We start from the raw sequence: 20,551 nt of genomic DNA, 5'->3' as shown, positions 1-20,551 counted from the left end.
GCGGTAGCGGGTGCCGAATTGGTCTGGTGTTGGCCCGATGCGGTCCGAGCTGGAGCGGGGCCGGTGCGGGGCGGGCGCGGGGCGCCGAACCCATGCTGTCCGAGGGCGCTGACGGCAGGCTGACGGTCAGTCCGGCCGCGGCCGGGCCCGGTCGACCCGGCCGCCGAGCAGGCCCTGGAAGAGGTTGAGCCGCTGCATGTTGGCGGTGCCCTCCAGGAACTCCGTCGCCCGGGCGTCGCGCGCCAGCTTGTCCAGCAGCGGGTGCGCCAGCCGGGCACCGGGGCCGAGCAGGCCGGCCGCGGTCAGCGTCGCCTCCTCGGCGAGCCGGGCGGCGCGCAGTTTGGCGGCGGAGGCCAGGTGGCCGTCGCTGCCGCGCGCGTCCACAGCCGCGGCGGCCTGCCGCACCAGGCTGCGGGTGGCGGCGATCCGCCGGCCGAGCACGTCGAGCCGGTGCCGCTCGTCGGCGGTCAGGGTGCGGCGCTGGGCGGTGGCGTACTCCAGGGCGGCGCGGGCGATGCCGACGGCGATGGCGGCGACGCCCGGGCGCAGCACGTTGAAGGTCTGGACGAACGCCCAGACACCGCGCCTGGTGGCCGGCAGGTGCCGGCCGAGGACGCGGTCCTCGGGGACGGCCACGCCGTCCAGGGTGATCGCGCTGATCCGGGCGCCGCGCAGGCCGATCATGTCGAGCGGTTCGGCGCGGTAGCCGGGTTCGGCGGTGTCGACCAGGACGGCGGTGATGCCGAGCGGGCCGGGGGCGCTGCGGGCGAAGACCACGGCGAGCCGGGCGCGGGCGGCGTTGCCGACGTAGCGCTTCTCGCCGTTGAGCAGCAGGCCGTCCGGTCCCGCGGTCAGGCTGGTGCGCAGGGCGGCCGCGTCGGAGCCCCGGTCGGGCTCGGTGAGGGCGAAGCAGGTCCAGAGCGGTTCGGCCAGCAGCCGGCCGTAGAACCACTCCTTCTGTTTGTGGTCGGCGAGCAGGCCGACGGCGACGCCCGCGAGCCACGGGCCCGGTGCGGCCACCAGTGCGCCGACCTCGGCGGCGGCCAACTCCTCCATGACGACGACGCGTTCGAGTGCGGTGACGCCGTGGAAGCGGTGGCCGTCGACCGGTTCGGGCGTGTGCCCGTACTCGGCGGGGATGCCCATCGCGGACAGGTACCGCAGGGCGGGGAGGTGCAGGTGGTGCCGGACAGCCTCGGGGTCGCGGTCGATCTCCAGGGCGAGCGGGCGCAGGTCCTCGCCCCACTCGCGCATCCGCCCGGCCAGCGCGGCGAGGCGGCGGTCCTCGGTGCGGCTCACGGCTGGTGCCCCTCTGCGGTCGCGGTGTGGGCCTCGGCGAGCAGCTCCGAGACGTAGGCGGTCATGCCGGGGCCGTCGCGCAGGTAGCCGGACGCTCCGAGCAGCCGGACCTGGTCGCGGTCGGTGACGGTGATCCGGGTGTGCAGGTCGGCCAGCACCGCGGGCTCCAGTTCGCCGGGCCCGGCGCCGGCCAGGACGGCGGCGGCCTCCAGGTGTTCGGCGACGGCGTCGGCCAGGGCGCCCTTCACCAGCTGCTGCTGCAGGAGGTAGCCGTCGCCGCTGCGGCGCCGGCCGAGGTGGGTCAGGCAGGCGGTGCGCAGCGCCTCGGAGAGGCCGAGCCGGATCCGGGCCAGGCCGAGTGCGAAGGCGGCGCGCTGCGCTTCGTCCGGGGCCCGTTCGGCCGGGACGGGCGCGGCGGCCAGCACGACGGCGCCGCCGGGCAGGTCGACGGTGGCGAGGACGCGCTCGTGGCCGCCCGCGCGGCGGCTGGTCGTGCCGTCGGTCCAGAGCCGGCCGGCGGTGGCGTGGGTGGCGGCATCGGTGACGGCGTGTCCGGCGGGCCCGCAGGGCAGCAGTCCGGGCAGGGTCTCGGCGCCGAGCAGGGCAAGGGCGGGGGCGAGGCCCTGGTGCCGGGCGGTGTCCTGGCAGCGGTCCGGCAGGCCGGTGCCGGGCCGGGCGGCGGTGGCCATCAGGAACCCCGCTCGATCAGGCAGACGCTGAGGTCCCGGCCGGCCGGGTCGTAGTCGACGACGGCTAGTGCCTGACGCGGCACTAGGCTCCGTGCGCGGCCGGGGTCGGCGGCCAGCGCGGTGAGCGTGCCGGAGGCGGGCTGGCCGGGCGGGGCCTGGGTGATCGGGCCGGTGTGGCCGGGCAGGTCGCGGGCGCGGTCCAGCCCGGGGCCGACGACCAGTGGCAGGTCGGGGCCGGCTCCCAGCCGGGCGAGGGCGGAGCGCAGCGCGTCCGGGAGCTCCTCGGCGGTGGTGCCGGGCAGCCTGCTCAGGGTGAGCCGGCCCTCGGTGCCGGTGTCGGTGAACAGCAGTGCCACCCCGGCGTCCCCGGCCGGCCGCGGTCCGCTCTCGTAGGGCAGGGTGTGCTGGTCGAGGGCGAAGACGGCGACGGCGCGGTGGCCGTGGCGGCGGGCGTACGCGCCGGCCAGCCGCAGTGCGGCGAACGGCGCCGCCGAGCCGCAGTCGGCGACGGCGAAGCTGAGCGGGTGGCCGGGGACCAGCTCGGACAGGGCGGTGACGGCGGCGAGCCGGCAGTCCAGGTCCGGGGTGGCGTGGGCGACCAGGGCCAGGTCGATCGGCAGGCCGGGCGGGGCGAGGTCGCGCAGCAGCGCGGTGGCCATCGTGGTGAAGGTGTTCCCGCCGCCCTCGGCGAGGTCGGGGCGGTGCGGCACGCCGTAGCCGGCCGTCAGGTCGGCGAAGTGGCGCAGCGAGAACGGGTCGTCGATCCGGGCGGTGCCGGGCGGGAAGGCGCGGTGGGCGACGGCGGCGAGCCGCAGCGGGAACTCCACCGGCTCCCCCCGCCGGACGGCCGCCGGGGCGCTCTGCACGGGCATCCTCAGCCGTCCAGTTCCGCGGCCACGAAGTCGGCCAGCGAGCGGACGCTGGCGAAGTGGGCCATCTCCAGCGAGTCGGTGTCGAACTCGATGTCCAGTGACTCCTCCAGCCGCATCAGCAGCTCGAAGACGCCGGTCGAGTCCAGGCCGAGCTCGTCGAAGAGCCGGGAGTCCTCGGTGAGTTTCGGCAGGTCGTAGTCGAGTACCTCGCCGAGCGCGGCGGAGATCTCGGTGACGATCCGGGCGCGGTCGGTGCCGGTGGTCTCGGGCATGGCGCGCTCTCCTTCCGGTGTGGTGGAGGGTCGGTGGTGGGGGGGTTCAGGGGCCGTGGCGCGGGAGTCAGCGGAGGTCGGTCGGCCGCTTCAACGCCTCGGGCGGCAGCGGCCGCTGGCGGTCCAGCAGGTCCTCGGGGCGGTCGGGCTCGCGGATCAGGTGCGGGTGCCCGTCGAGCATCAGCACCTCGGCCGGGTAGCCGTGGCCGAGGAAGTGCACGGGTGAGGCGGTCGGCCCGTACGCGCCGGAGCGCTGGATGCCGATCAGGTCGCCCTGGCGCAGCGGCGGGAGCTGGGCCTTCTTGGCCAGGGTGTCGTTGGGCGTGCAGAGCGGACCGGTGATGTTCCAGTCCTCGGGGGTGTCCCCGGCGCCGGACCGGTTGAGCAGGCCCATCGGGAAGTTGCGCTTGGCGAAGGAGCCGATGCCGACGGCCGCCATGTGGTGGTGGGTGCCGCCGTCGGTGACGGCGAACCGCTCGCCGAGGGAGGTCTTCACGTAGCGCACCCGGACCACGTAGGTGCCGGCCGGGGCGGTGAGGTAGCGGCCGAGCTCCATCACCAGGCGGGTGCGCGGGTGGCGGTCGGCGAAGGCGGCGATCAGCGGGTTGAGCCGGGCGGCGAGGTCCGGAAGGTCGAGGTCCCGCTCGCCGTCGAAGTAGGCGACGCCCAGGCCGCCGCCGACGTCGACCAGTTCGGCCTCGAAGCCGAGCGCGGCCGACAGCCGGTCGGCGAGCTCGAAGATCCGCTCGGTGTTCTCGGCGATGGCCTTCTCGCTGAGGATCCGGGTGCCCATGTAGACCTGTACGCCCATCAGCCGCACGTGCGGGAAGCGCCCGGCGAGGCCGGGGTCGGCGAACAGCTGTGCCTCGTCGATGCCGAACTGGCGCGGTTTGCCGCCCATGGTCAGGCCGGAGCCCTTGACCGAGAAGGCGGGGTTGACCCGCAGGGCGACCGGCGCGCGCACCCCGCGCTCGGCCGCCAGTTCGTCGATCAGCGCCAGCTCCTGGAGGGACTCGCAGACGATCGCGGCGATCTGTTCGTCCAGGCAGGCGGCGAGTTCGGCGCGGCTCTTGCCCGGCCCGAGGAAGATGATGTCCGGGCCGGTGACGCCCGCCAGCCGGGCGGTGCGCAGCTCGGTGAGCGAGGAGACCTCGGCCCGCGCGCCGTGGGCGTGCAGCAGGGCGCAGATCGCCGCGTTCGGGTTGGCCTTGAGCGAGAAGAAGATCTGCAGCCGGGGGTCGAGGAGCTCGCGCAGCTCGCGCAGGCGCCCCTCCAGTGCGTCCCCGTCGTAGAGGAAGAACGGGGTGCCGTAGGCCTGCGCCAGTTCGGTGACGGGCGTGCCCTGGATCTCGAAGGTCTCGCTCATGGCCTGCTCCCTTGGCTCCGCCCGTCCAGCCGGACGGTGATCTCCGCGTCGATGGCCTTCAGTTCCGCCGCCGAGTCGGCGACGAGGATCCCGTACAGCCGGCCCTCGACGGGGGTGTCCGCGGCGGGGTTGCCCGCGGCAGGGTTGTCCGCGGCGGAGAAGGCCGCGTTGACGGTGGCGTGGTTGTTCACCAGCAGCCCGCGGCCGCCGGGCCGGTCGAGCAGCAGATTGCCGAGCAGTGCGCGGATCTCGGCGAAGGGCAGCGGCCGGTCCAGCCGCAGCGGGTAGTGGCAGGCCACCGCGACCCGGCCGGGGGCGACGAGGTGCTCCTCCAGGCGGACCTGGTAGGTGGACATGTTGTGGCGGGCGTTGATCTCCACGACCGGGTAGAGCCCGCCGTCCGGGTCGACCATGGCGTCGACGCCGACCACGCCGAAGTAGCCGTCGGCGGCGAGCCGCTTGCCCAGCAGCTCCCCGGTCCTGGCGAGTTCGTCCAGTTGGGCGGTGGTGAGGTCCGGGGGCATCTTGTGGCCCTTGTGGACGCCGTCCTCGGTGAGCTGCTCCTTGACGAAGTCGAACCGGACGGCGCCGCCGCGGTCCACGGTGAACTGGTAGTTGAGGTCGGCGCGCTTGTCGACCCACTCCTCGACCACGAACGCCACCCGGTCACCCCCGGCGCGTTCGGCCTGCTGGGCGACCACACCCAGGATGCGCGCGGCGCGGCGCTGGCCGGCCAGCCGGGCGATGCCCTTGCCGGAGACGCCGAACGCCTCCTTGACCACGCTGGGCCGGGGGCCGGCGACGGCCGCCTCGAAGGCCGCGGCGAGCTCGGCGAGCGTCTCGCAGGCCCGGCCGCGCGGCTGGCGCAGTCCGAGCTCGTCGGCGATCCGGCGGCTGTAGACCTTGCTGTTGACAGCCTTGCAGACGGCGGCGGAGGGGGCGGCCAGCGGCAGCCCGGCACGGTCGGCGAGGCGTTCCTCCAGCTCGCAGACGCCGTGCGCGGTGAGCCGGGCGCCGTCGGCGGCGGGGCCGGCCAGGGCGGCGAGCAGGGCCGGGTCGGCGAGGGCGTCCTCGGTGACGGTGCGGTCCGGCTCCTGGCGGGCGACGACGTGGATCCGCGGCAGCCCCAGGCCGAGGCCGGCGAGGTAGCCGAGGTAGTCCTCGTCCGGGCGGGCCTTGAGCACCACGTGGTCGCCGCCGCCCGCGAGCAGCAGGGCGAACTGGTCCATGTGGTTGACCACCGCGCTGGACGCGGCGGCCGAGAAGCGCGGCAGGGTGTGCTCGCCGCGGGCCCACTGCTGCTCGACCTCGAAGTTGCCGAGCAGGACCAGCGGGGTGTCCGGGGTGCCGGTCAGCGCGGCGGCCAGCCGCCGGGGGAACTCCGGGGCGGGTCCGTCCGTCCTGGCGCCCACCTCAGTGCTCCAGGACCATGGCGGCGAAGGACTGGCCGAGTCCGGCGGAGGTCATCAGGTACCTGTCCCCCGGCCGGAGCAGGCCGAGCTCTCGCGCGGACTGGTAGTTGATGAAGGGGTCCGCACAGAAACAGTGGCCGGTGCGCGCGATGTTCTCCAGGAAGATGCGGTCCCGGGGGATGCCCAGGTGGGCGGCGGCGACCGTCCAGGAGACCCGGTTGACGTTGTGCGGCAGGACCAGGTCGAGGTCGGCGATGCCGAGCCCGGCCCGGTCGAGCGCGCCGAGGACGACCTCGGCCATGGCGTCCTGGTAGATCCGCTTGGCGTCACGCGCGCCCTCCGGGTCGAGGTCGATGACGCCGTCCTCGCGGCCGTGGATGCGGGCGTGGTAGCCGAGCACCCGGTCGCGGTCGCCGCCGGCGCCGACCAGGACGGCGCTGACGCCCTCGCCCATGATCGAGACGTCCTCCACCCACTGGGAGAACGGGGTGAAGGTCTTGTCGCCGGCGAGGACCAGGGCGAGTGCGTCCGGGTCGCCGTCGGCGGCGAGCAGGGTGCCGGCCGCGTCGACGGCCAGCAGGCCGGTGGCGCAGCCGTGGTCGGCCACCGAGAACACCGTGGCCCGGTGCAGGCCGAGCGCCTCGCGGACCTGCTGGAGCGGGCTGACGGGGTACGGCGCGGTGGTGCGCAGCCCCTTGGCGCGCACCACGTAGCGGACCCGGTCCTCCTGTCCGGCGAGGGCCTCCAGCTTCTCCGCCGCGGCGGTCAGCAGCTCGGCCTCGGACTGCGCGGGCGCCTGGCAGATCCGGTCCAGCCCGTACAGCCGGGTGAACCGGCGCACCTGTTGGTCCGTCAGCCCCAGGGGCTCCCGCAGCTGTTCGACGGGGATGGTCGGTGGCAGGTAACTCGACACCGCTGCTAGCGAGGTCACGCCGGGGCCTCCTCGGATGGAAGTCGAAGCCCCTCAAATCTCGCCGAGCACGCTGACAGGGTGCTGACAGCGTGCTGACCGGTGCCGGGACCCCTTCCGGCGCCGGGCGTTCGGCGCTCCGGCGTTTCGGCCGGGCGTCGCGGTCAGACGTTGCGGTCAGACGTTGCGGTCAGGCGTGTCGGTCAGGCGTTCTTGACGGTGATGCGGCCGTTGGAGGTGGTCAGGTCCAAGTGGTAGCGGCCGGACGGGTCGTCGGTGATGCCGATCTCCTTGCGGCCGTTGTTGGTCTGCGCGGCGACCTTGTAGCTGCCGGCCGGGACGGTCAGCGAGATCGCGCCGTTGGAGGTCTTGGCCCGGACGTCCTGGGCCCTGGCGGGGGTGAGGTCGATCTGGCCGTTGCTGGTCTGCGCCTGGATGCGGTCGCCGTTCAGGCCGGTGCCCCTGATGGCGCCGTTGGTGGTCTGCACCTCGACCGGTCCGGCGACGGTGTCCAGGGTGATGCCGCCGGAGTGGGTGGTGACCTTGACCGGGCCGACCCGGGAGAGGCTGACCGCGCCGGAGGAGGTCTGGCCGTCGACCGGCAGCCCGGCCGGGACCTCCAGGGTGTAGTTGACCGAGCAGTGCTGTCCGCAGCCGCCCAGCACCAGCACGCCGTTCTCCACCCGGGTGGTGGTGCCGGGCCGGTCGTCCTGGTAGTCGATCGAGCGGTGCACGGAGATCTTCCCCGCGCCCTCCCGGCCGTTGATCGTGACACCGCCGGAACTGCTGTCCAGGCGCACCGAGGTGATCTTCTCGGACACCTCGGCGTCGTCCTGCGCGTTCGTCCCCGGCGTGCAGGCGCTGAGCCCCCCGGCGGCGATCCCGGCGAGCACCAGGGCCCCGACGTACCGGTGCCGGCGGTTCGCGCCCGCACCCCGCGCCGCCGGCGCCACCCCCGGCACCGTGGCCTCCGAAGCCCCGCCCTCCGCCGCCGTGGCCCCCGCCGCGACGGCCCCCGCCTCCGTGGTCCGAGCTGCCGTAACCCGCATGGCTGTACCCCACATCTCAAGAAGTCGCTGGTGACGGCCCCTTGCCGGGGCCATACCCACCGACGGTATCCCCGGGGCAAGCGCACCGGCCATGGGGGTAACCCCCCATTCCCCCCTGAGGACAACCACCCTGACGATCCGTCAGTCGAATGTCAGTCCGTTGTCAGCCCGCCCGGGGAGAGTCGACCCATGACAGCGGTGACGACACCCGCCCCCGCCCGGACGCTCGGCGTGCTCGGGGGCATGGGGCCCGCGGCGACGGCGGAGTTCCTCCGACTGCTCGCCGCCGACGCGCCGGCCGTCGAGGACCAGCAGCACCCGAGGGTCGTGATGCTGTCCGACCCGGGCATCCCCGACCGGAGCACCGCGATCCTCACCGGCGACGGGGAGGCGGGCCGGCGGATCCGGGCCGGCCTGTGGACCCTGGCCGACTGGGGCGCGGACCTGCTGGCCGTGCCCTGCAACACGGCGCACGTCTTCCTGGCGGCCTTCACCGCCGCCTCGCCCGTGCCGGTGGTGGACATCGTGGACGCCACCCTGGACGCCGCGGTCCGGCTGAGCCCCGGCGGCGGCTGGCTGACCGCCACCACCGGGACCCTCGCCAGCGGCCTCTACCAGGAGCGGGCGGCGGCCCGCGGCTACCCGCTGCACCTGCCCGACGGCGAGACCCAGCGGCTCGTCCACACGGCGGCCGTCCAGGTCAAGGCCCGCCGTCCCGAGGCGGCGGCGCACGACCTGCGCACGGCCGTCCACCGGCTCTGGCGGCAGCGGCCGCTGCCCGTCCTGGCGGCCTGCACCGAACTGCCGCTCGCCTACCAGCAGGCCGCGCTGCCGCCGGAGCTGATGGTCTCCAGCCTGGCCGCGCTCTCCCGCGCCTGCGTCGCCGAGCTGTACCGGCCCGGGGCGGCGCCGGCCGGCCGGGCGCGGCTCAGCGGTACAGCTCGGCGAGCTGGAAGGCCAGGTCCAGGGACTGCGCGTGGTTGAGCCGGGGGTCGCAGGCCGTCTCGTACCGGTGGCCCAGGTCCTCCGCGCGGACCTCGTTGCCGCCGCCGACGCACTCGGTGACGTCGTCTCCGGACAGTTCGACGTGGACGCCGCCCGGGTGGGTGCCGAGCGCCCGGTGGACCTCGACGAAGCCGCGGACCTCCGCCAGGATCGCGTCGAGCCGACGGGTCCGGTGGCCGCTCGGCGCGACGAAGGTGTTGCCGTGCATCGGGTCGCTCACCCAGCAGACCCGGGCGCCCTCCGCCGTCACCTTCTCGATCAGCGGCGGCAGCACGTCCCCGACCCGCTCGGCGCCCGCGCGCACCACGAAGGTCAGCCGGCCGGGCTCGCGCTCCGGGTCGAGCCGGTCGATCAGGCCGAGGACGGTGTCCGGTGCGGCCGTCGGGCCGAGCTCGACGGCGATCGGGTTGGCGATCCGCGCGAAGTACTCGACGTGCGCGCCGTCCAGCGCACTGGTCCGCTCGCCGAGACGCAGCAGATGGCCGCTGGTCGCGTAGCGGCGGCCGCCGGCCGGCTCGGACCGGGTCAGCGGCTCCTCGTAGTCCAGCAGCAGGCCCTCGTGGCCGACGAAGAACTCCGCCGTGCCCAGCTCCCGGGTGTCCACCCCGCAGGCCCGCATGAAGGCCAGGCTGCGGCCGATCTCGTCGGCGAGCGCCTCGTAGCGCTCCCCCGCCCGGGAGCCGGCCACGAAACCGGAGTTCCAGGCGTGCACCTGGCGCAGGTCGGCGAAGCCACCCGTGGTGAGCGCCCGTACCAGGTTGAGGGTCATCGCGGAGGCCTCGTACGTCCGCCGCAGCCGGGCCGGGTCGGGGCGGCGGGCCCCGGCGGTGAACTCGGCGCCGTTGACCGCGTCGCCGCGGTGGGCGGGCAGCTCGACGGCGCCGCGCCGCTCGACCGGGGGCGAGTCCGGTCCGGTGTACTGGCCCGCCATCCGGCCCACCTTGACCACCGGCAGCGCGGTGGCGTGGGTGAGCACCACGGCCATCTGCAGCAGGGTTCGCAGGGTGCCGTGGATCGCCTCGACACCGGTGCGGGCGAAGGTCTCGGTGCAGTCCCCGCCGTGCAGCAGGACCGCCTCGCCCCGGGCCACCGCGGCCAGCCGGGCCCGCAGCCGGTCGCACTCGGCGGCGAAGACCAGGGGCGGCGCCGTGCCCAGCCACCCGGTGACTTCGCGCAGCGCCTCCCGGTCGGGCCAGTCGGGCTGCTGGGCGGCCGGGCGGGCGCGCCACGGCTGGGCGGGTCCGCTGGTGTCGTCGCTCATCGCTGACTCCCTGGTCTCGGGGTGGTGGCAGCCTCGCGGGGTGGTGGCGCAGCCGGGCGTGGTGCGGCGCCTCGGTACGGTGCGGTCGTGGCGGAGTCGAGGCCCACGGCGGCGCCGAGGGCCTCGGACCGGTGCGGTCAGCCGCAGCCGCCGGCGTGCCCGTCGTCGACGGCCCTGGGGCCGAGGCCGACGACGGCGCCGGCCGGTTCCGGCAACCCCTGCTCGGGTGCGCGCTGCTCCCGCAGGTGGGCGGCGAAGTCGGGCAGCCGGTCCAGGCCCCAGAAGCGGCTGAAGCCGTGCACGAAGAACGGGACGCCGAACACGCCGTCCCGGCAGACGTCCAGCAGCAGCCGGGCGCCCTGTTCGCGGAGCCCCGGGTCGTCGGCCGCGCCCGCCAGCTCCGCCGGGTCGAGGCCGAGCCCGGCGCCCAGATCGGCGACCACCGCGCGGTCGCAGATGTCCCGGCCCTCCTCCCAGCGGGTGCGGTAGGCGGCCGCCACGAACTGCGCCCCGCACCCCTCGCGCCGCGCCACCAGGTACGCCAGGTGCGGGACCTCCCAGACCGGTGCGCGGTCCACCGGCCAGCGCAGCGCCAGGCCGCGCCGCTCGGCGAGCCGGGCCACGTCCTGGAGGATGTACAGGTGCTTGGCCCGGGTCATCGCCGCGTACGGGAACACCCCGCCGAGTGCGGTCAGCCGCCGCTCGCTGTCCGGGTCCGGCTCGAAGAACGGCCGCCACTCCACCGCCGCGGCGAGCTCCGGGTGTTCGTCGACGAGCTCGCGGTAGGCCAGCCAGGAGTACGGGCTGCGCAGCGAGAAGTAGAACCTCGGGGTCCTGGCGGCCCGGCTCACAGCACCAGCCCGCCGTCGACGCCGAAGACCTGGCCGGTGATGTAGGAGGCCCGCTCGGAGACCAGGAAGGAGACCAGGTCGGCGACCTCCTCGGGGCGGCCGAGCCGGCCCAGCGGGATCCGCGCGGCCAGTTCGCCGCCGGACGCACCGGTCAGGCCGGAGGTCATGTCGGTCTCGATGAAGCCCGGGGCCACCGAGTTGACCCGGATCCCGCGCGGCGCGACCTCCTTGGCCAGCGCCTTCGAGAAGCCGATGATCCCCGCCTTGGAGGCCGAGTAGTTGGTCTGGGTCGCGTTGCCGTACACCCCGGCCACCGAGGACATCGTCACCAGGGTGCCGGCCCTCCGCTTCATCATCGCGAACACCGCGGCGCGGCAGATGTTGTAGGTGCCGTCGAGGTTGGTCCGCAGCACGTCCTGCCAGGCCTGCTCGCCGAGCAGCACCAGCGGGTTGTCGCGGACGATGCCGGCCGAGGAGACCACCGCGTGGACGGGGCCCAGCTCGCGCTCGGCGGCGCGGACGAACTGCTCCGCCTCGGCCTGGTTCGACACGTCCACCCGGCGGGCCAGCACCGCCGCGCCGGCGGCCTTGGCCGCGAGCGCCGTCGCCTCCGCCGCCTCGTGCCGGGACTGGTAGCAGAACGCCACGTCGTAGCCGTCTGCGGCGAGCCTGGTGACCACGCTGCGCCCGATGCCCCGGGAGCCCCCGGTCACCAGGGCCACGGGCCGCTTCGCTTCGGACATCAGGACCTCTCGTCGGTAGTCGGCGCGGAGGCGCCCGCGCCGGTCGGCAGCTCGGCGCCGGTCAGTGACTCGGCACCGGTCAGTGGCTCGGCGCCGGTCAGCAGTTCGGCGCCGCGCAGGGCCAGGGTGAGCTGGCCGATCTCCAGGACGGGCCGGCCGTCCACGGTGGTGGTCCCGGTGGTGATCACGGCGTCACCGACGTCGCGGACCAGGTGGACCTCGTGCACCAGGACGCAGCCGGGGTGGACGGGAGCCAGCACCCGGGCGCCGCGCACGCCCGCCAGCAGCACCACCCGGCCCGCCCGGACGTCGGCGTTGGGCTGCTCCCAGCAGGCCAGCAGCACCGCCGACTGGGCCCAGGACTCCAGCAGCAGGTCCAGCGGATAGGCGTACGCGCGGTCGGGGGCATGGTCGGGGACGGCCCGGTAGCCCGGCTCGGCGAGGGTGACGGCCTTGTGGGTGACCAGGCGTTTGCCCGGCTCGACCTCGACGACCCGGTCCACCAGCAGCGCGGGGCGGCGGTGCGGGATCAGCGAGGTGATGCGGGCGATGCCGGTCATGCCGCCTCCCCCGGGTAGAGGAGGGTGATCTCGGCGGCGGGGCGGGTGTCGGCGGCCACCCGCGCGGTGACCCGGACGCCGTCCGCGTGGGGCTCGACCCGTGCCTCGATCAGCAGTTCCTCGCCGGGTCGGACCGGGCTGAGGAAGCGGGCGCGCTTCAGCTCCAGCCGCTCGTTCCCGCCGTTCGGTTGCGCCGGGTCGGCGGGGTCGGCGGGGTCGGCCGGGTCGGCCGGGTTCACCGCCTCGGCCACCAGGTCGTGGACGTACTGCACCAGCCGCAGGCCGGGCACCAGGGGGAAGCCCGGGTAGTGGCCGGCGAGGAACGGGTCGTCCGGGGCGACGGTGACGGTGCCCCGGAGGGTGCGGCTGCCGGGGGCGGCGGCCGGAGTCTGGTCGGGCATCGTGCTCTGTCCTCTCGGTTCTGCGGGCCTCTCGGTCCTGCGGGCCGGTCGGGTCGGCCGGCCGGTCAGGTCGGCCGGCCGGTCAGGTCGGCCGGCCCGCGGGCCGGCCCGGTGAGCGGCCGCGTTCGGGCGGGGCGGTCCGGCCTCAGCCGCCCAGCAGGGCGCAGCCGACCGTGCCGTCCCGGTCGATGGCGGTGACCAGGGCCGTGGCGCCGGGCGGCAGCCCGCCCTCGTCGGCGGCGGCCAGCACGGCCGCCAGCTGGAGGCCGGTCGCGGCCGCCGAGGTGTCGCCGAGCAGCGGTCGGCAGCGGATCCAGGCCGGCTGCGCGCCCGCGGGCAGCGCCGCGCGCAGGGCCTCCTCCTCGCCGTCGGCGCCGAGCGGGGCGACCAGGCGGACGTCCGCGGCGGCGGCCCCGGCGTCGGCGAGCGCGGCGCGGACGCAGGCGGTGAGGGCCGGGCCGGCCTCCTCGGGCCGGTGGTAGGCGCGGAAGCGGGTGCCGAGCAGCCGGGCCGGGGCGGGGCGGCCGGCGGCGCGGGCCTCCTCGGCGGGTTCCAGCAGCCAGGCCACGCCGCCCTCGCCGAGCGGTGGTCGGTGGCCCTCCCCGGCGGCGTGCCACTCCAGCCAGGCGCGCTGGACGGAGTACTCCTCGGCGGCGCCGCAGAGCACCCGGTCGCAGTGGCCGCCGCGGTAGAGCCGGGCGGCGTAGCCGAGGGCGAGCAGCCCGGTGAGCGAGCCGCCCGCGATGGTGCTGTTGGGGCCCTTGATGCCGTGCCAGATGGCGCTCTGGCCGGCCGCCCGGTTCATCACGGTGTTCGGGAAGCGGGCCGGGTCGACCAGGTAGGGGCGGTCGCCGGTGAGCGAGTCCCGGGTGAAGTCCATGATGCTCTGGACGCTTCCGGAGCCGGTGCCGAGGACCAGGCCGACCCGGTCCGGGCGGGCCAGCAGGGCCGGGCCGCAACCGTCGAGCAGTCGGCCGAAGGTGGCGACGGCGAGCGCGGTCACCCGGTCCATGCTCCGGGTGCCCTTCCGGCCGAGGGCGCCGGCGGCGGTGAAGCCGGGGACGAGACCGCCCTGCCGGTACGGGCCGGGGTACTGCTCCTGGTCCAGGGCGGCGACGGCGCTCTCGGCGGCGCGCACTCCGGCGCGGAAGGCCTCGGCGCCGGTGCCGAACGGGGAGAGCGCGGACCAGGCGGAGAAGACCAGCTCGGTGGCGGCGCGGTCCTCCGCCGCGGGCCGGGCGCGCACCGGCGCCTCGGCGAGGGCGGGCGGGTCGGCCGTGGTGGCCGTGGTGGCCGGTGCCTGGGCGGCGGTCATGCGGATCCCCGGCCCACGCCCCGGCCCGCCTTGCCGGTGAGGGCGTCGGTCAGCCGGTCGTCGAAGTCCACCAGGCTCCAGTCGCGGCGGTTCTCGATCACCGCCCAGCCGTGGGTGATCCGACCGGTGGCGGTGGGCACCAGGACGCCGTCGCGCAGCACGTAGGCGTCCATCCGGGAGGTGTAGGTGAGGCGCTTGAAGACGCTCTCGACCGTGTAGACGGTGTAGAGGGTCTCCTCCATCCGCGCCTCGTCCAGCAGGGTGATCCGGGAGTGCGGGACGACGGGGATCCAGTCCTGCTCGTCCAGCAGGGTCTTGATGGAGACGCCGCGGTCCTCCAGGAAGAGGTCGACGATCTCCTCCAACTGCCGCAGGTAGCCGGACATCTGGACCCGCTCGGTGAAGTGGCAGTAGAAGTACGGCATCCGCCAGGCCCAGCCGAAGGCGTTCTGCCCGGCCGTCAGCACCTCCAGCGGGTCGGCGTCCGCCGGGACGGGGACGGCCGTGGCCCCGGCGCCGAGCCGCTCGGTGACGAACCCGGCGAGTTCGGCGGGCGGCGGCTCGACGGCGTGGCCGCGCGGGTCGAGCCGGAGCTGGACGGCGACCTTGGCGGCCACCGCCTTGACCGTCTCGCCGCCGCGCTCGACGGTGAGTTCGACGCCGAGGCGCAGCGCTCCGCCGCTGTCCGGGAGGCGGCGCACGGTCGCGGTGGCCAGGTCGTCGATGTGGAAGGCGGTGAGGATCTTGGTGTCCAGGTCGGTGATGTCGACGCCCAGGCCGTGGCGCTCGTAGAGCCGGCCCGCCGGGAGGCCGCGCTGGCGCAGGTGGTCGAGAACGGCCTCCTCCACCATGTAGTTGACGTGCTTGAAGCCGATCCAGGTGCAGATGTTCGAGCCCTCGTAGCGCGGGCGGAGCTCCAGCCGGGTGGTGTCCTGCGCCATGGTGGCGTTGATGCTCATGACAGCTCCAGTGGTGGGTGGGTGGGTACGGCGGCGGCCCGCAGGAAGTCCTCGACCAGCCGGGCGGTCCGGTCCGGGAGCTCGACCATCGGGAAGTGGCCGCAGCCGGGCAGGAGTTCGAAGCGCGCTCCCGGTACCGCGGCCGCCAGGGCCCGCCCGTCGGCGGGCCGGGCCGCGGTGTCCCGCTCGCCGGAGAGCACCAGCAGCGGACTGCGGACCGCGCCCAGGTCGAGGGTGGGCGTGCGCAGATAGGTCTCGAAGAACCTCATCCAGCCGTAGGGGCCGATCTGGTCGCGCAGCCGCCGCGCCATCCAGTCCCGGTGGGCCTTGGCGAACCGGCCGGTCTCGCCGACCTCCAGCGCCTCCTCGAAGACCCGGTGGAAGTCGTTGAGGTAGTAGGAGATCACCGACCAGTCGAAGTCCCGGACGCTGGACCGGTAGAAGGGGCTGACCAGGACGGTCGGCCGGGGTGCGATCCGGCCGAGCGCGGTGGCCTCGGTGAGCAGGTTGGCCGCGTAGGAGTGGGCGACCACCGCGTCGAAGCGCCCGTCCACCAGCTCGACCAGGAACCGCGCCGGGTCCGGGTTCAGACCCCAGCCCTCGCTGCCGGACATCGCCTGCCAGGGCAGCTCGGCGTCCCACAACTCCAGCTCCTCGCCCGCCCGTTCGATCAGCGGGTGCCACACCGAGGGCCTGCCGCCGAGCCCGTGCAGCAGCAGGACCCGGAGCGGGCCGGCGGCGGTGCCGGCCGCCGGGCGGCGCAGCCGCGGCGTCACCGTGTTCATTCGGCGGCGCGCGGTCCGTAGGCGCCGAGGATCAGCACGGCGTTGTTGCCGGCGAAGGCGAGCGCGTTGTTCTGCACGATGCGGACCTCGGCGGTGCGCGCGACGTTGGGGACCGGGTCCAGCCCGCACTCCGGGTCGGTCTCGCGGTGGTTGATGGTCGGCGGGATGAATCCCTCGGTGATCGCCAGCGCGCAGGCGGCCGAGGCCAGGGCGCTGGCCGCGCCCATGGTGTGCCCGAGCATGGACTTGATGGAGACGGTCGGCGGCGGCACCGGGAAGACCTGGCGGATCGCGCCCGCCTCGGTCACGTCGTTCGCCTTCGTGCCGGTGCCGTGCGCGGAGATGAAGTCGATGTCCTCGGGCTTCACCCCGGCGTTGCGGTGGGCGAGTTCGATGCAGGCGGCGAGGCTGTCCCGGTCGGGCGCCACCGGGTGGTGGGCGTCGCAGTTCAGCGCGTAGCCGAGCACCTCGGCGTAGATCCGGGCTCCGCGCGCCAGCGCCGAGTCCAGGCTCTCCATGAACAGGATTCCGGCGCCCTCGCCGGTCAGGATGCCCTTGCGGTCGATGTCGAAGGGCTGGCTCAGCTCGGGCGCGATGGTGCCGAGCCGGTAGAAGCCGGTGAAGGTCTTGCGGCAGACGGCGTCGGCGCCGCCGGACAGGGCCACGTCCGCCTCGCCGGAGCGGATCGCGTCGAAGCCGGAGCCGATGGCGTAGTTGCCGGCCGCGCAGGCGGTCGGGATGGTGACGGCCTGCACGTCGGTGAGCACCAGCTCCCGGACCACGCTGCTGGAGAGCAGCCCGGCCGTCGAGCGACGGGCCACCGCAGGGGGCAGCTCCTGCGGTCCGTCGGCGAGTTGACGCTCCATCAGTTCGTCGAGGTCGCGCGACTCGCCGTCGGTGGTGCCGACCGAGACCAGGACCCGGCGGAGCCGCAGCTCCGCCAGGTCCATCCCGGCGTCGGACACCGCCATCCGGGCGGCGGCCACCGAGAACTGGCCGGCCCGGCCGAGCTCCTCCGGATCGAGCTGCTCCAGCCAGTCGGCCGGGTCGAAGTCGTCGATCTCGCAGCCGTTCGCGTGGGCGTAGCCGGTGGTGTCGAAGGACGTGATCGGCTTGACGCCGCTGCGGCCGGTGCGCAGGCCCGCGAGGAACTCCGCCGGCCCGGTGCCGATGCTGGTGACCGCGCCCAGCCCGGTGATGACGACCCGGCGCGGACCGGGATGCTCGCTGCTCACCACTGTTGCCTCCGTTCTGCGCACGCGCGTTCCGTGCGCTGGCGTTCCGGGGTGGACCGGCGTTCCGTAGGGGGACCGGGCCTGACCCGGTGTGACCCGGCCCGACCCGGAGCCTGACCCGGAGCCCGGCCCGGCCGGCTACTTGGCGAGGCTCTCCTGGACGACATCGACCACGCCGTCCAGACTGACCATCCGGATCAGCTCGGCCTGGTCGATCTCGATCCCGAAGGTCCGCTCCAGCGAGGAGAGGATCTCGATGGCGCCCAGCGAGTCGGCGTTGTGGTCCTCCTTGAAGCGGCTGGTGTCGGTCACCTCGTCGGCCTCCAGTTCGAGGATGTCGCAGACGATCTCCTTGATCTGGACGCGCTGTTCGGCGGTGATGACGACGGTGCTGGGCATGGCGCCTCCCGGTGAGTGTGTGCCACAGGTGGTCTGAATTCTTCTCGGCCGCGCTGACGGAGAACTGACGTGCAGCTGACGGTGATTGACGGACGATCAGTTCAAAGCCGGTCCGCTTGACGTCGCCGGTTTGCACCTGTCAGTGTGAACTTGCATGCGGTACACGGGGGGTGAGCGTTCTGAGCAGCGCGGAGCTGTTGGTGCTGCTGGCCGCCGTCGGGCACACCCAGCGGCTGCGGATCATCGGGGAGCTGGCCCGGGGACGGGTGCACGTGAGTGAGCTCGCCCGTCGGCTGGGCCTGTCGCGGCCGCTGCTCTACATGCACCTGGAGCGGCTGGAGGCGGCCGGACTGGTCGTCGGGGCGCTGGAGCTCTCGGACGGCGGCAAGGCGATGAAGTTCTTCGAACTGACGCCGTTCCACATCCATGTCACGGTCGACACCGTCCTCACCGCCCTGCGCGAGGACGCCGCGGCGGCCGAACGGGCCGCAAGCGACGCGGGAGAGAAGGGAACCACCGCATGAGTGGCGGGATCATCGCCATCGTCATCACCCTGATCGTCATCGGCGGGATCAGCCTGAGCACGGTCGCCTACTTCGCCCTGCAACGGCACCGGGCCGACGCGGTGGCGATGGCCGGCTACCGCAAGCTCGCCGAGGAGGCCGCCGCCGACCAGCGGCTGCTGCTCGGCGAACTGCAGGAGCTGACCGGCCGGGTCGCCGCCGTCGAACAGCTGCTGCGCAGCGTCGACGAGAGATGACCGCGGCACCCGCACGCCCCCTTCGACCGGCCCGCCGGCCACGGCGCCCGCTGCGCACCGCCGCCGAACCCCGGAGAACGGCCGTCGACCCGGCCCGGTGAACCGGCCGCCCGGCCTCCCGCCCCCCGCTCAGCCGGCGGCTCCCCCACCGGGGTGCCGCCGGCCCGCCCGGAGAGACGAACCCATGAGCATCGCCACCGTGCACGGCCTCGACGAGGTGGTACGGCTGACCGCCGTCCGCCGCAGCTACGGCACCGGGCGCACCCGCGTGGTCGCCCTCGACGACGTGACCACCGGCTTCCGGCGCGGCAGCTTCACCGCCGTGATGGGGCCGTCCGGCTCCGGCAAGACCACCCTGCTGCAGTGTGCGGCCGGCCTGGACCGGCCGGACTCCGGCTCGGTCACCCTGGACGGCCTGGAACTCACCGCGCTGAGCGAGAAGGAGCTCACCAGACTCCGCCGCGACCGGATCGGCTTCGCCTTCCAGGCCTACAACCTGCTGCCCGCACTGACCGTGGCCGACAACGTCGCGCTGCCGCTGCGGCTGGCCGGGCGGGAGCCCGAACCCGGCGCCGTCGAACGGGTCCTGGAGCAGGTCGGCCTGGGCCCGCGCGCCGGCCACCGCCCGGGCGAGCTCTCCGGCGGCCAGCAGCAGCGGGTCGCGATCGCCCGCGCCCTGGTCACCCGGCCCGCCGTGCTCTTCGGCGACGAGCCGACCGGCGCGCTGGACACCCGGACCGCGCTGGAGGTCCTCGCCCTGCTGCGCGCGGCCGTGCGCGACGCCGGGCAGACCGTCGTCATCGTCACCCACGACCCGGTGGCCGCCTCGCACGCCGACCGGGTGCTCTTCCTCGCCGACGGGCGGATCGCCGGCGAGCTGTACGGCGCGTCCGCCCACGCCATCGCCGAGCGGATGACCCAGCTCGGCGCCTGGGCCGACCACCCGGGCCTCGACCACACCGCGCCGTACCAGGCCGCGCCGTACCGCACGGCGCCGCACCAGACCGGACCGCACCGCGCCGAGGGAGCCCGCTGATGTTCCGACTCGCCCTGCAGACCCTGCGGTTCCGCAAGGGGGGCTTCGCCGCCTCGGTGATCGCCCTGTTCTTCGGCGCCGTGATCCTGACCGCCTGCGGCGCGCTGATGGAGACCGGGATCCGCAACGACCTCGGGCCCGGCGCCGTCCCGGCCGCCCTCACCGGGCACCACCCGCCCGCCAGCCGGCTGATCTCGATGTCCGCGGTGTTCGGCGGCATCGCCGCCATGGTCACCGTGTTCGTGGTCGGCTCCACCCTCGCCCTGCTGGTGCAGCAGCGGCTCGGCGAGATGGCCCTACTGCGCGCCATCGGCTCGCTGCCGGGACAGATCCGCCGGATGGTGGTGATCGAGACGCTGGTGGTCGCGCTCGGCGCGATCGCCCTGGCCCTCTGGCCGGGCCGGCTGGCCGGGCGGTGGATGCTCGACCGGATCGCCGGGAGCGGGGTCGTGCCCACCCGGCTCGGCTACCACGCCGGCTGGATCCCGATGGCCACCGCCGGCGGCACCGCGCTGCTCGCCGCCCTCGCGGCCGCCTTCATCGCCTCCCGCCGGGCCGCCCTCGCCCGGCCCGCCGACGCGCTCGCCGAGGCCCGGCTGCAGGACCGCTGGCTCAGCACCCCGCGCCTGGTCTTCGCCCTGCTCTGCCTGGCCGGCGGCACGGCCCTGGCCGTCGTCACCGCGACCGTGATGAACGGCGAGGTCGCCGCCAGCACCGCCGGACCCACCGCGATGCTCTGGGCGGGCGGGCTGGCCCTGCTCGCCCCCGGGCTGACCGGGGTGCTGACCGCCGTGTTCCGCCCGCCGCTGCGCGCGCTGTTCGGCCTGACCGGCCGGCTCGCCATGGACAACGCCCGGGCCCGCCGGATCCGGGTGGCCGGCGCGGTCACCCCGGTGATGCTCGCCACCGGCCTCGCCGTCGCCCTGATCTACCTCCAGGCCGGCGGGGGAGGCGAGGCGGCGAGCGCCTGGATCAACTACCTGCTGGCCGGCAGCATCATCGCCTACGCGGTGATCTCACTGGTCAACACGGTGATCGTGGCCGCCGTCGAGCGCCGCCGGGAGTTCGCCGCACAGCGCCTGGTGGGCGCCACCCGCGGGCAGGTGCTGCGGATGACGGCGGTGGAGGCGGTGCTCGTCACGGCGGTCGGCACCGTCCTGGGCACCGTGGTGGCCGGCGCCACGCTGACGCCCTTCGGCCTGGCCCTGGACGGCTCCTGGGTGCCGCACGGGCCGGCCTGGATCTACCCGGCGATCGTCGGGGCGGTCGGCGCGCTCACCGTGGCGGCGAGCACGCTGGCGGCGCGCTGGGCGATGCGGGTCCGGCCGGCCGAGGCCATCGCCTCGCCGTGACGCCCGCCGCCCGCCACCGG

At 74.9% G+C, this 20,551-nt stretch carries 23 protein-coding genes; 5 read left to right on the top strand and 18 right to left on the bottom strand.

What is annotated here, in order from left to right:
• Positions 1 to 126 precede the first annotated feature (126 nt).
• From ACFVVX_RS29760 to ACFVVX_RS29725, 8 genes are all read right to left on the bottom strand, one after another.
• The gene (locus tag ACFVVX_RS29760; RefSeq protein ID WP_387950047.1) at positions 127 to 1,299 is read right to left on the bottom strand and encodes an acyl-CoA dehydrogenase family protein; all 1,173 of its coding nucleotides are present in this window, start codon (positions 1,297 to 1,299) and stop codon (positions 127 to 129) included.
• A complete protein-coding gene (locus tag ACFVVX_RS29755) occupies positions 1,296 to 1,988 on the bottom strand; it encodes a hypothetical protein (RefSeq protein WP_387950045.1) in 693 nt (230 codons plus the stop codon). The genes ACFVVX_RS29760 and ACFVVX_RS29755 overlap by 4 nt, the downstream gene beginning before the upstream one ends.
• Positions 1,988 to 2,860: a hypothetical protein gene (locus ACFVVX_RS29750; RefSeq protein ID WP_387950043.1), complete on the bottom strand. Its 873-nt coding sequence runs from the start codon at positions 2,858 to 2,860 to the stop codon at positions 1,988 to 1,990. Before ACFVVX_RS29750 ends, ACFVVX_RS29755 begins: the two co-directional genes overlap by 1 nt.
• A 2-nt stretch (positions 2,861 to 2,862) precedes the next feature.
• The gene (locus ACFVVX_RS29745; protein ID WP_387950041.1) at positions 2,863 to 3,132 is read right to left on the bottom strand and encodes an acyl carrier protein; all 270 of its coding nucleotides are present in this window, start codon (positions 3,130 to 3,132) and stop codon (positions 2,863 to 2,865) included.
• Positions 3,133 to 3,199: 67 nt separating this feature from the next.
• Entirely contained in the window at positions 3,200 to 4,498 is a 1,299-nt protein-coding gene (locus ACFVVX_RS29740; protein ID WP_387950039.1) for a type III PLP-dependent enzyme, read from the bottom strand.
• Positions 4,495 to 5,910, bottom strand: coding sequence for a hypothetical protein (locus tag ACFVVX_RS29735; protein ID WP_387950037.1), 1,416 nt, complete (start codon positions 5,908 to 5,910; stop codon positions 4,495 to 4,497). The genes ACFVVX_RS29740 and ACFVVX_RS29735 overlap by 4 nt, the downstream gene beginning before the upstream one ends.
• Before the next feature lies 1 nt (position 5,911).
• On the bottom strand, positions 5,912 to 6,841 hold the full coding sequence (locus tag ACFVVX_RS29730; RefSeq protein WP_387950035.1) for a 3-oxoacyl-[acyl-carrier-protein] synthase III C-terminal domain-containing protein: 930 nt from the start codon (positions 6,839 to 6,841) through the stop codon (positions 5,912 to 5,914).
• 182 nt (positions 6,842 to 7,023) lie between these two features.
• On the bottom strand, positions 7,024 to 7,773 hold the full coding sequence (locus ACFVVX_RS29725; protein ID WP_387950033.1) for a DUF4097 domain-containing protein: 750 nt from the start codon (positions 7,771 to 7,773) through the stop codon (positions 7,024 to 7,026).
• Between the two features lie 285 nt (positions 7,774 to 8,058).
• On the opposite strand from ACFVVX_RS29725, the gene ACFVVX_RS29720 reads away from it, so the two are divergent.
• The gene (locus tag ACFVVX_RS29720) at positions 8,059 to 8,853 is read left to right on the top strand and encodes an aspartate/glutamate racemase family protein (RefSeq protein WP_387950031.1); all 795 of its coding nucleotides are present in this window, start codon (positions 8,059 to 8,061) and stop codon (positions 8,851 to 8,853) included.
• Here the strand turns inward: ACFVVX_RS29720 and ACFVVX_RS29715 are convergent.
• The 10 genes from ACFVVX_RS29715 to ACFVVX_RS29670 form a co-directional block, all read right to left on the bottom strand.
• Positions 8,798 to 10,135 (bottom strand): class II 3-deoxy-7-phosphoheptulonate synthase, encoded by a 1,338-nt coding sequence (locus ACFVVX_RS29715; RefSeq protein WP_387950029.1) that lies wholly within the window; start codon positions 10,133 to 10,135, stop codon positions 8,798 to 8,800. The two genes, ACFVVX_RS29720 and ACFVVX_RS29715, sit on opposite strands and share 56 nt — an antisense overlap.
• A 137-nt stretch (positions 10,136 to 10,272) precedes the next feature.
• Complete coding sequence (locus ACFVVX_RS29710) at positions 10,273 to 10,986, bottom strand: 2-hydroxychromene-2-carboxylate isomerase (protein WP_387950027.1); 714 nt, start codon at positions 10,984 to 10,986, stop codon at positions 10,273 to 10,275.
• The gene (fabG, locus tag ACFVVX_RS29705; protein WP_387950026.1) at positions 10,983 to 11,729 is read right to left on the bottom strand and encodes a 3-oxoacyl-ACP reductase FabG; all 747 of its coding nucleotides are present in this window, start codon (positions 11,727 to 11,729) and stop codon (positions 10,983 to 10,985) included. The genes ACFVVX_RS29710 and fabG overlap by 4 nt, the downstream gene beginning before the upstream one ends.
• The gene (locus tag ACFVVX_RS29700; RefSeq protein WP_387950025.1) at positions 11,729 to 12,289 is read right to left on the bottom strand and encodes a 3-hydroxyacyl-ACP dehydratase FabZ family protein; all 561 of its coding nucleotides are present in this window, start codon (positions 12,287 to 12,289) and stop codon (positions 11,729 to 11,731) included. Before ACFVVX_RS29700 ends, fabG begins: the two co-directional genes overlap by 1 nt.
• Positions 12,286 to 12,690 (bottom strand): hypothetical protein, encoded by a 405-nt coding sequence (locus tag ACFVVX_RS29695; protein ID WP_387950023.1) that lies wholly within the window; start codon positions 12,688 to 12,690, stop codon positions 12,286 to 12,288. Before ACFVVX_RS29695 ends, ACFVVX_RS29700 begins: the two co-directional genes overlap by 4 nt.
• Before the next feature lie 145 nt (positions 12,691 to 12,835).
• On the bottom strand, positions 12,836 to 14,005 hold the full coding sequence (locus ACFVVX_RS29690) for a beta-ketoacyl synthase N-terminal-like domain-containing protein (RefSeq protein ID WP_387950021.1): 1,170 nt from the start codon (positions 14,003 to 14,005) through the stop codon (positions 12,836 to 12,838).
• The gene (locus ACFVVX_RS29685; protein WP_387950020.1) at positions 14,002 to 14,964 is read right to left on the bottom strand and encodes a hypothetical protein; all 963 of its coding nucleotides are present in this window, start codon (positions 14,962 to 14,964) and stop codon (positions 14,002 to 14,004) included. Before ACFVVX_RS29685 ends, ACFVVX_RS29690 begins: the two co-directional genes overlap by 4 nt.
• Positions 14,961 to 15,749, bottom strand: coding sequence for an alpha/beta fold hydrolase (locus tag ACFVVX_RS29680; RefSeq protein ID WP_387950018.1), 789 nt, complete (start codon positions 15,747 to 15,749; stop codon positions 14,961 to 14,963). The genes ACFVVX_RS29685 and ACFVVX_RS29680 overlap by 4 nt, the downstream gene beginning before the upstream one ends.
• Complete coding sequence (locus tag ACFVVX_RS29675) at positions 15,746 to 16,984, bottom strand: beta-ketoacyl-[acyl-carrier-protein] synthase family protein (protein WP_387950016.1); 1,239 nt, start codon at positions 16,982 to 16,984, stop codon at positions 15,746 to 15,748. Before ACFVVX_RS29675 ends, ACFVVX_RS29680 begins: the two co-directional genes overlap by 4 nt.
• A gap of 138 nt (positions 16,985 to 17,122) precedes the next feature.
• Entirely contained in the window at positions 17,123 to 17,383 is a 261-nt protein-coding gene (locus ACFVVX_RS29670; RefSeq protein ID WP_387950014.1) for an acyl carrier protein, read from the bottom strand.
• 179 nt (positions 17,384 to 17,562) lie between these two features.
• Here ACFVVX_RS29670 and ACFVVX_RS29665 point away from each other — a divergent pair, with 179 nt between their 5' ends.
• The 4 genes from ACFVVX_RS29665 (at position 17,563) to ACFVVX_RS29650 (ending at position 20,531) form a co-directional block, all read left to right on the top strand.
• Positions 17,563 to 17,907, top strand: a complete 345-nt coding sequence (locus ACFVVX_RS29665) for an ArsR/SmtB family transcription factor (protein ID WP_387950077.1) — start codon at positions 17,563 to 17,565, stop codon at positions 17,905 to 17,907.
• Positions 17,904 to 18,143 carry a hypothetical protein gene (locus ACFVVX_RS29660; RefSeq protein WP_387950012.1) on the top strand — a complete coding sequence of 80 codons (240 nt, stop codon included), beginning with the start codon at positions 17,904 to 17,906 and terminating at the stop codon, positions 18,141 to 18,143. Before ACFVVX_RS29665 ends, ACFVVX_RS29660 begins: the two co-directional genes overlap by 4 nt.
• A gap of 184 nt (positions 18,144 to 18,327) precedes the next feature.
• The gene (locus tag ACFVVX_RS29655) at positions 18,328 to 19,179 is read left to right on the top strand and encodes an ABC transporter ATP-binding protein (RefSeq protein ID WP_387950011.1); all 852 of its coding nucleotides are present in this window, start codon (positions 18,328 to 18,330) and stop codon (positions 19,177 to 19,179) included.
• On the top strand, positions 19,179 to 20,531 hold the full coding sequence (locus ACFVVX_RS29650; RefSeq protein ID WP_387950009.1) for an FtsX-like permease family protein: 1,353 nt from the start codon (positions 19,179 to 19,181) through the stop codon (positions 20,529 to 20,531). The genes ACFVVX_RS29655 and ACFVVX_RS29650 overlap by 1 nt, the downstream gene beginning before the upstream one ends.
• Positions 20,532 to 20,551 lie beyond the last annotated feature (20 nt).

This window comes from Kitasatospora sp. NPDC058170 (genome assembly GCF_042883905.1).
Taxonomy (GTDB): Bacteria; Actinomycetota; Actinomycetes; order Streptomycetales; family Streptomycetaceae; genus Kitasatospora.
This window is presented reverse-complemented; position numbering and strand designations above follow the sequence as displayed.

Coding starts and splice junctions, on each gene's coding strand:
- ACFVVX_RS29700 (WP_387950025.1), bottom strand. CDS start 12,289: ATGACCGGCATCGCCCGCATCACCTCGCTGATCCCGCACCGCCGCCCC.
- ACFVVX_RS29680 (WP_387950018.1), bottom strand. CDS start 15,749: ATGAACACGGTGACGCCGCGGCTGCGCCGCCCGGCGGCCGGCACCGCC.
- fabG (WP_387950026.1), bottom strand. CDS start 11,729: ATGTCCGAAGCGAAGCGGCCCGTGGCCCTGGTGACCGGGGGCTCCCGG.
- ACFVVX_RS29695 (WP_387950023.1), bottom strand. CDS start 12,690: ATGCCCGACCAGACTCCGGCCGCCGCCCCCGGCAGCCGCACCCTCCGG.
- ACFVVX_RS29720 (WP_387950031.1), top strand. CDS start 8,059: ATGACAGCGGTGACGACACCCGCCCCCGCCCGGACGCTCGGCGTGCTC.
- ACFVVX_RS29655 (WP_387950011.1), top strand. CDS start 18,328: ATGAGCATCGCCACCGTGCACGGCCTCGACGAGGTGGTACGGCTGACC.
- ACFVVX_RS29685 (WP_387950020.1), bottom strand. CDS start 14,964: ATGAGCATCAACGCCACCATGGCGCAGGACACCACCCGGCTGGAGCTC.
- ACFVVX_RS29660 (WP_387950012.1), top strand. CDS start 17,904: ATGAGTGGCGGGATCATCGCCATCGTCATCACCCTGATCGTCATCGGC.
- ACFVVX_RS29745 (WP_387950041.1), bottom strand. CDS start 3,132: ATGCCCGAGACCACCGGCACCGACCGCGCCCGGATCGTCACCGAGATC.
- ACFVVX_RS29750 (WP_387950043.1), bottom strand. CDS start 2,860: ATGCCCGTGCAGAGCGCCCCGGCGGCCGTCCGGCGGGGGGAGCCGGTG.
- ACFVVX_RS29670 (WP_387950014.1), bottom strand. CDS start 17,383: ATGCCCAGCACCGTCGTCATCACCGCCGAACAGCGCGTCCAGATCAAG.
- ACFVVX_RS29650 (WP_387950009.1), top strand. CDS start 19,179: ATGTTCCGACTCGCCCTGCAGACCCTGCGGTTCCGCAAGGGGGGCTTC.
- ACFVVX_RS29715 (WP_387950029.1), bottom strand. CDS start 10,135: ATGAGCGACGACACCAGCGGACCCGCCCAGCCGTGGCGCGCCCGCCCG.
- ACFVVX_RS29755 (WP_387950045.1), bottom strand. CDS start 1,988: ATGGCCACCGCCGCCCGGCCCGGCACCGGCCTGCCGGACCGCTGCCAG.
- ACFVVX_RS29690 (WP_387950021.1), bottom strand. CDS start 14,005: ATGACCGCCGCCCAGGCACCGGCCACCACGGCCACCACGGCCGACCCG.
- ACFVVX_RS29740 (WP_387950039.1), bottom strand. CDS start 4,498: ATGAGCGAGACCTTCGAGATCCAGGGCACGCCCGTCACCGAACTGGCG.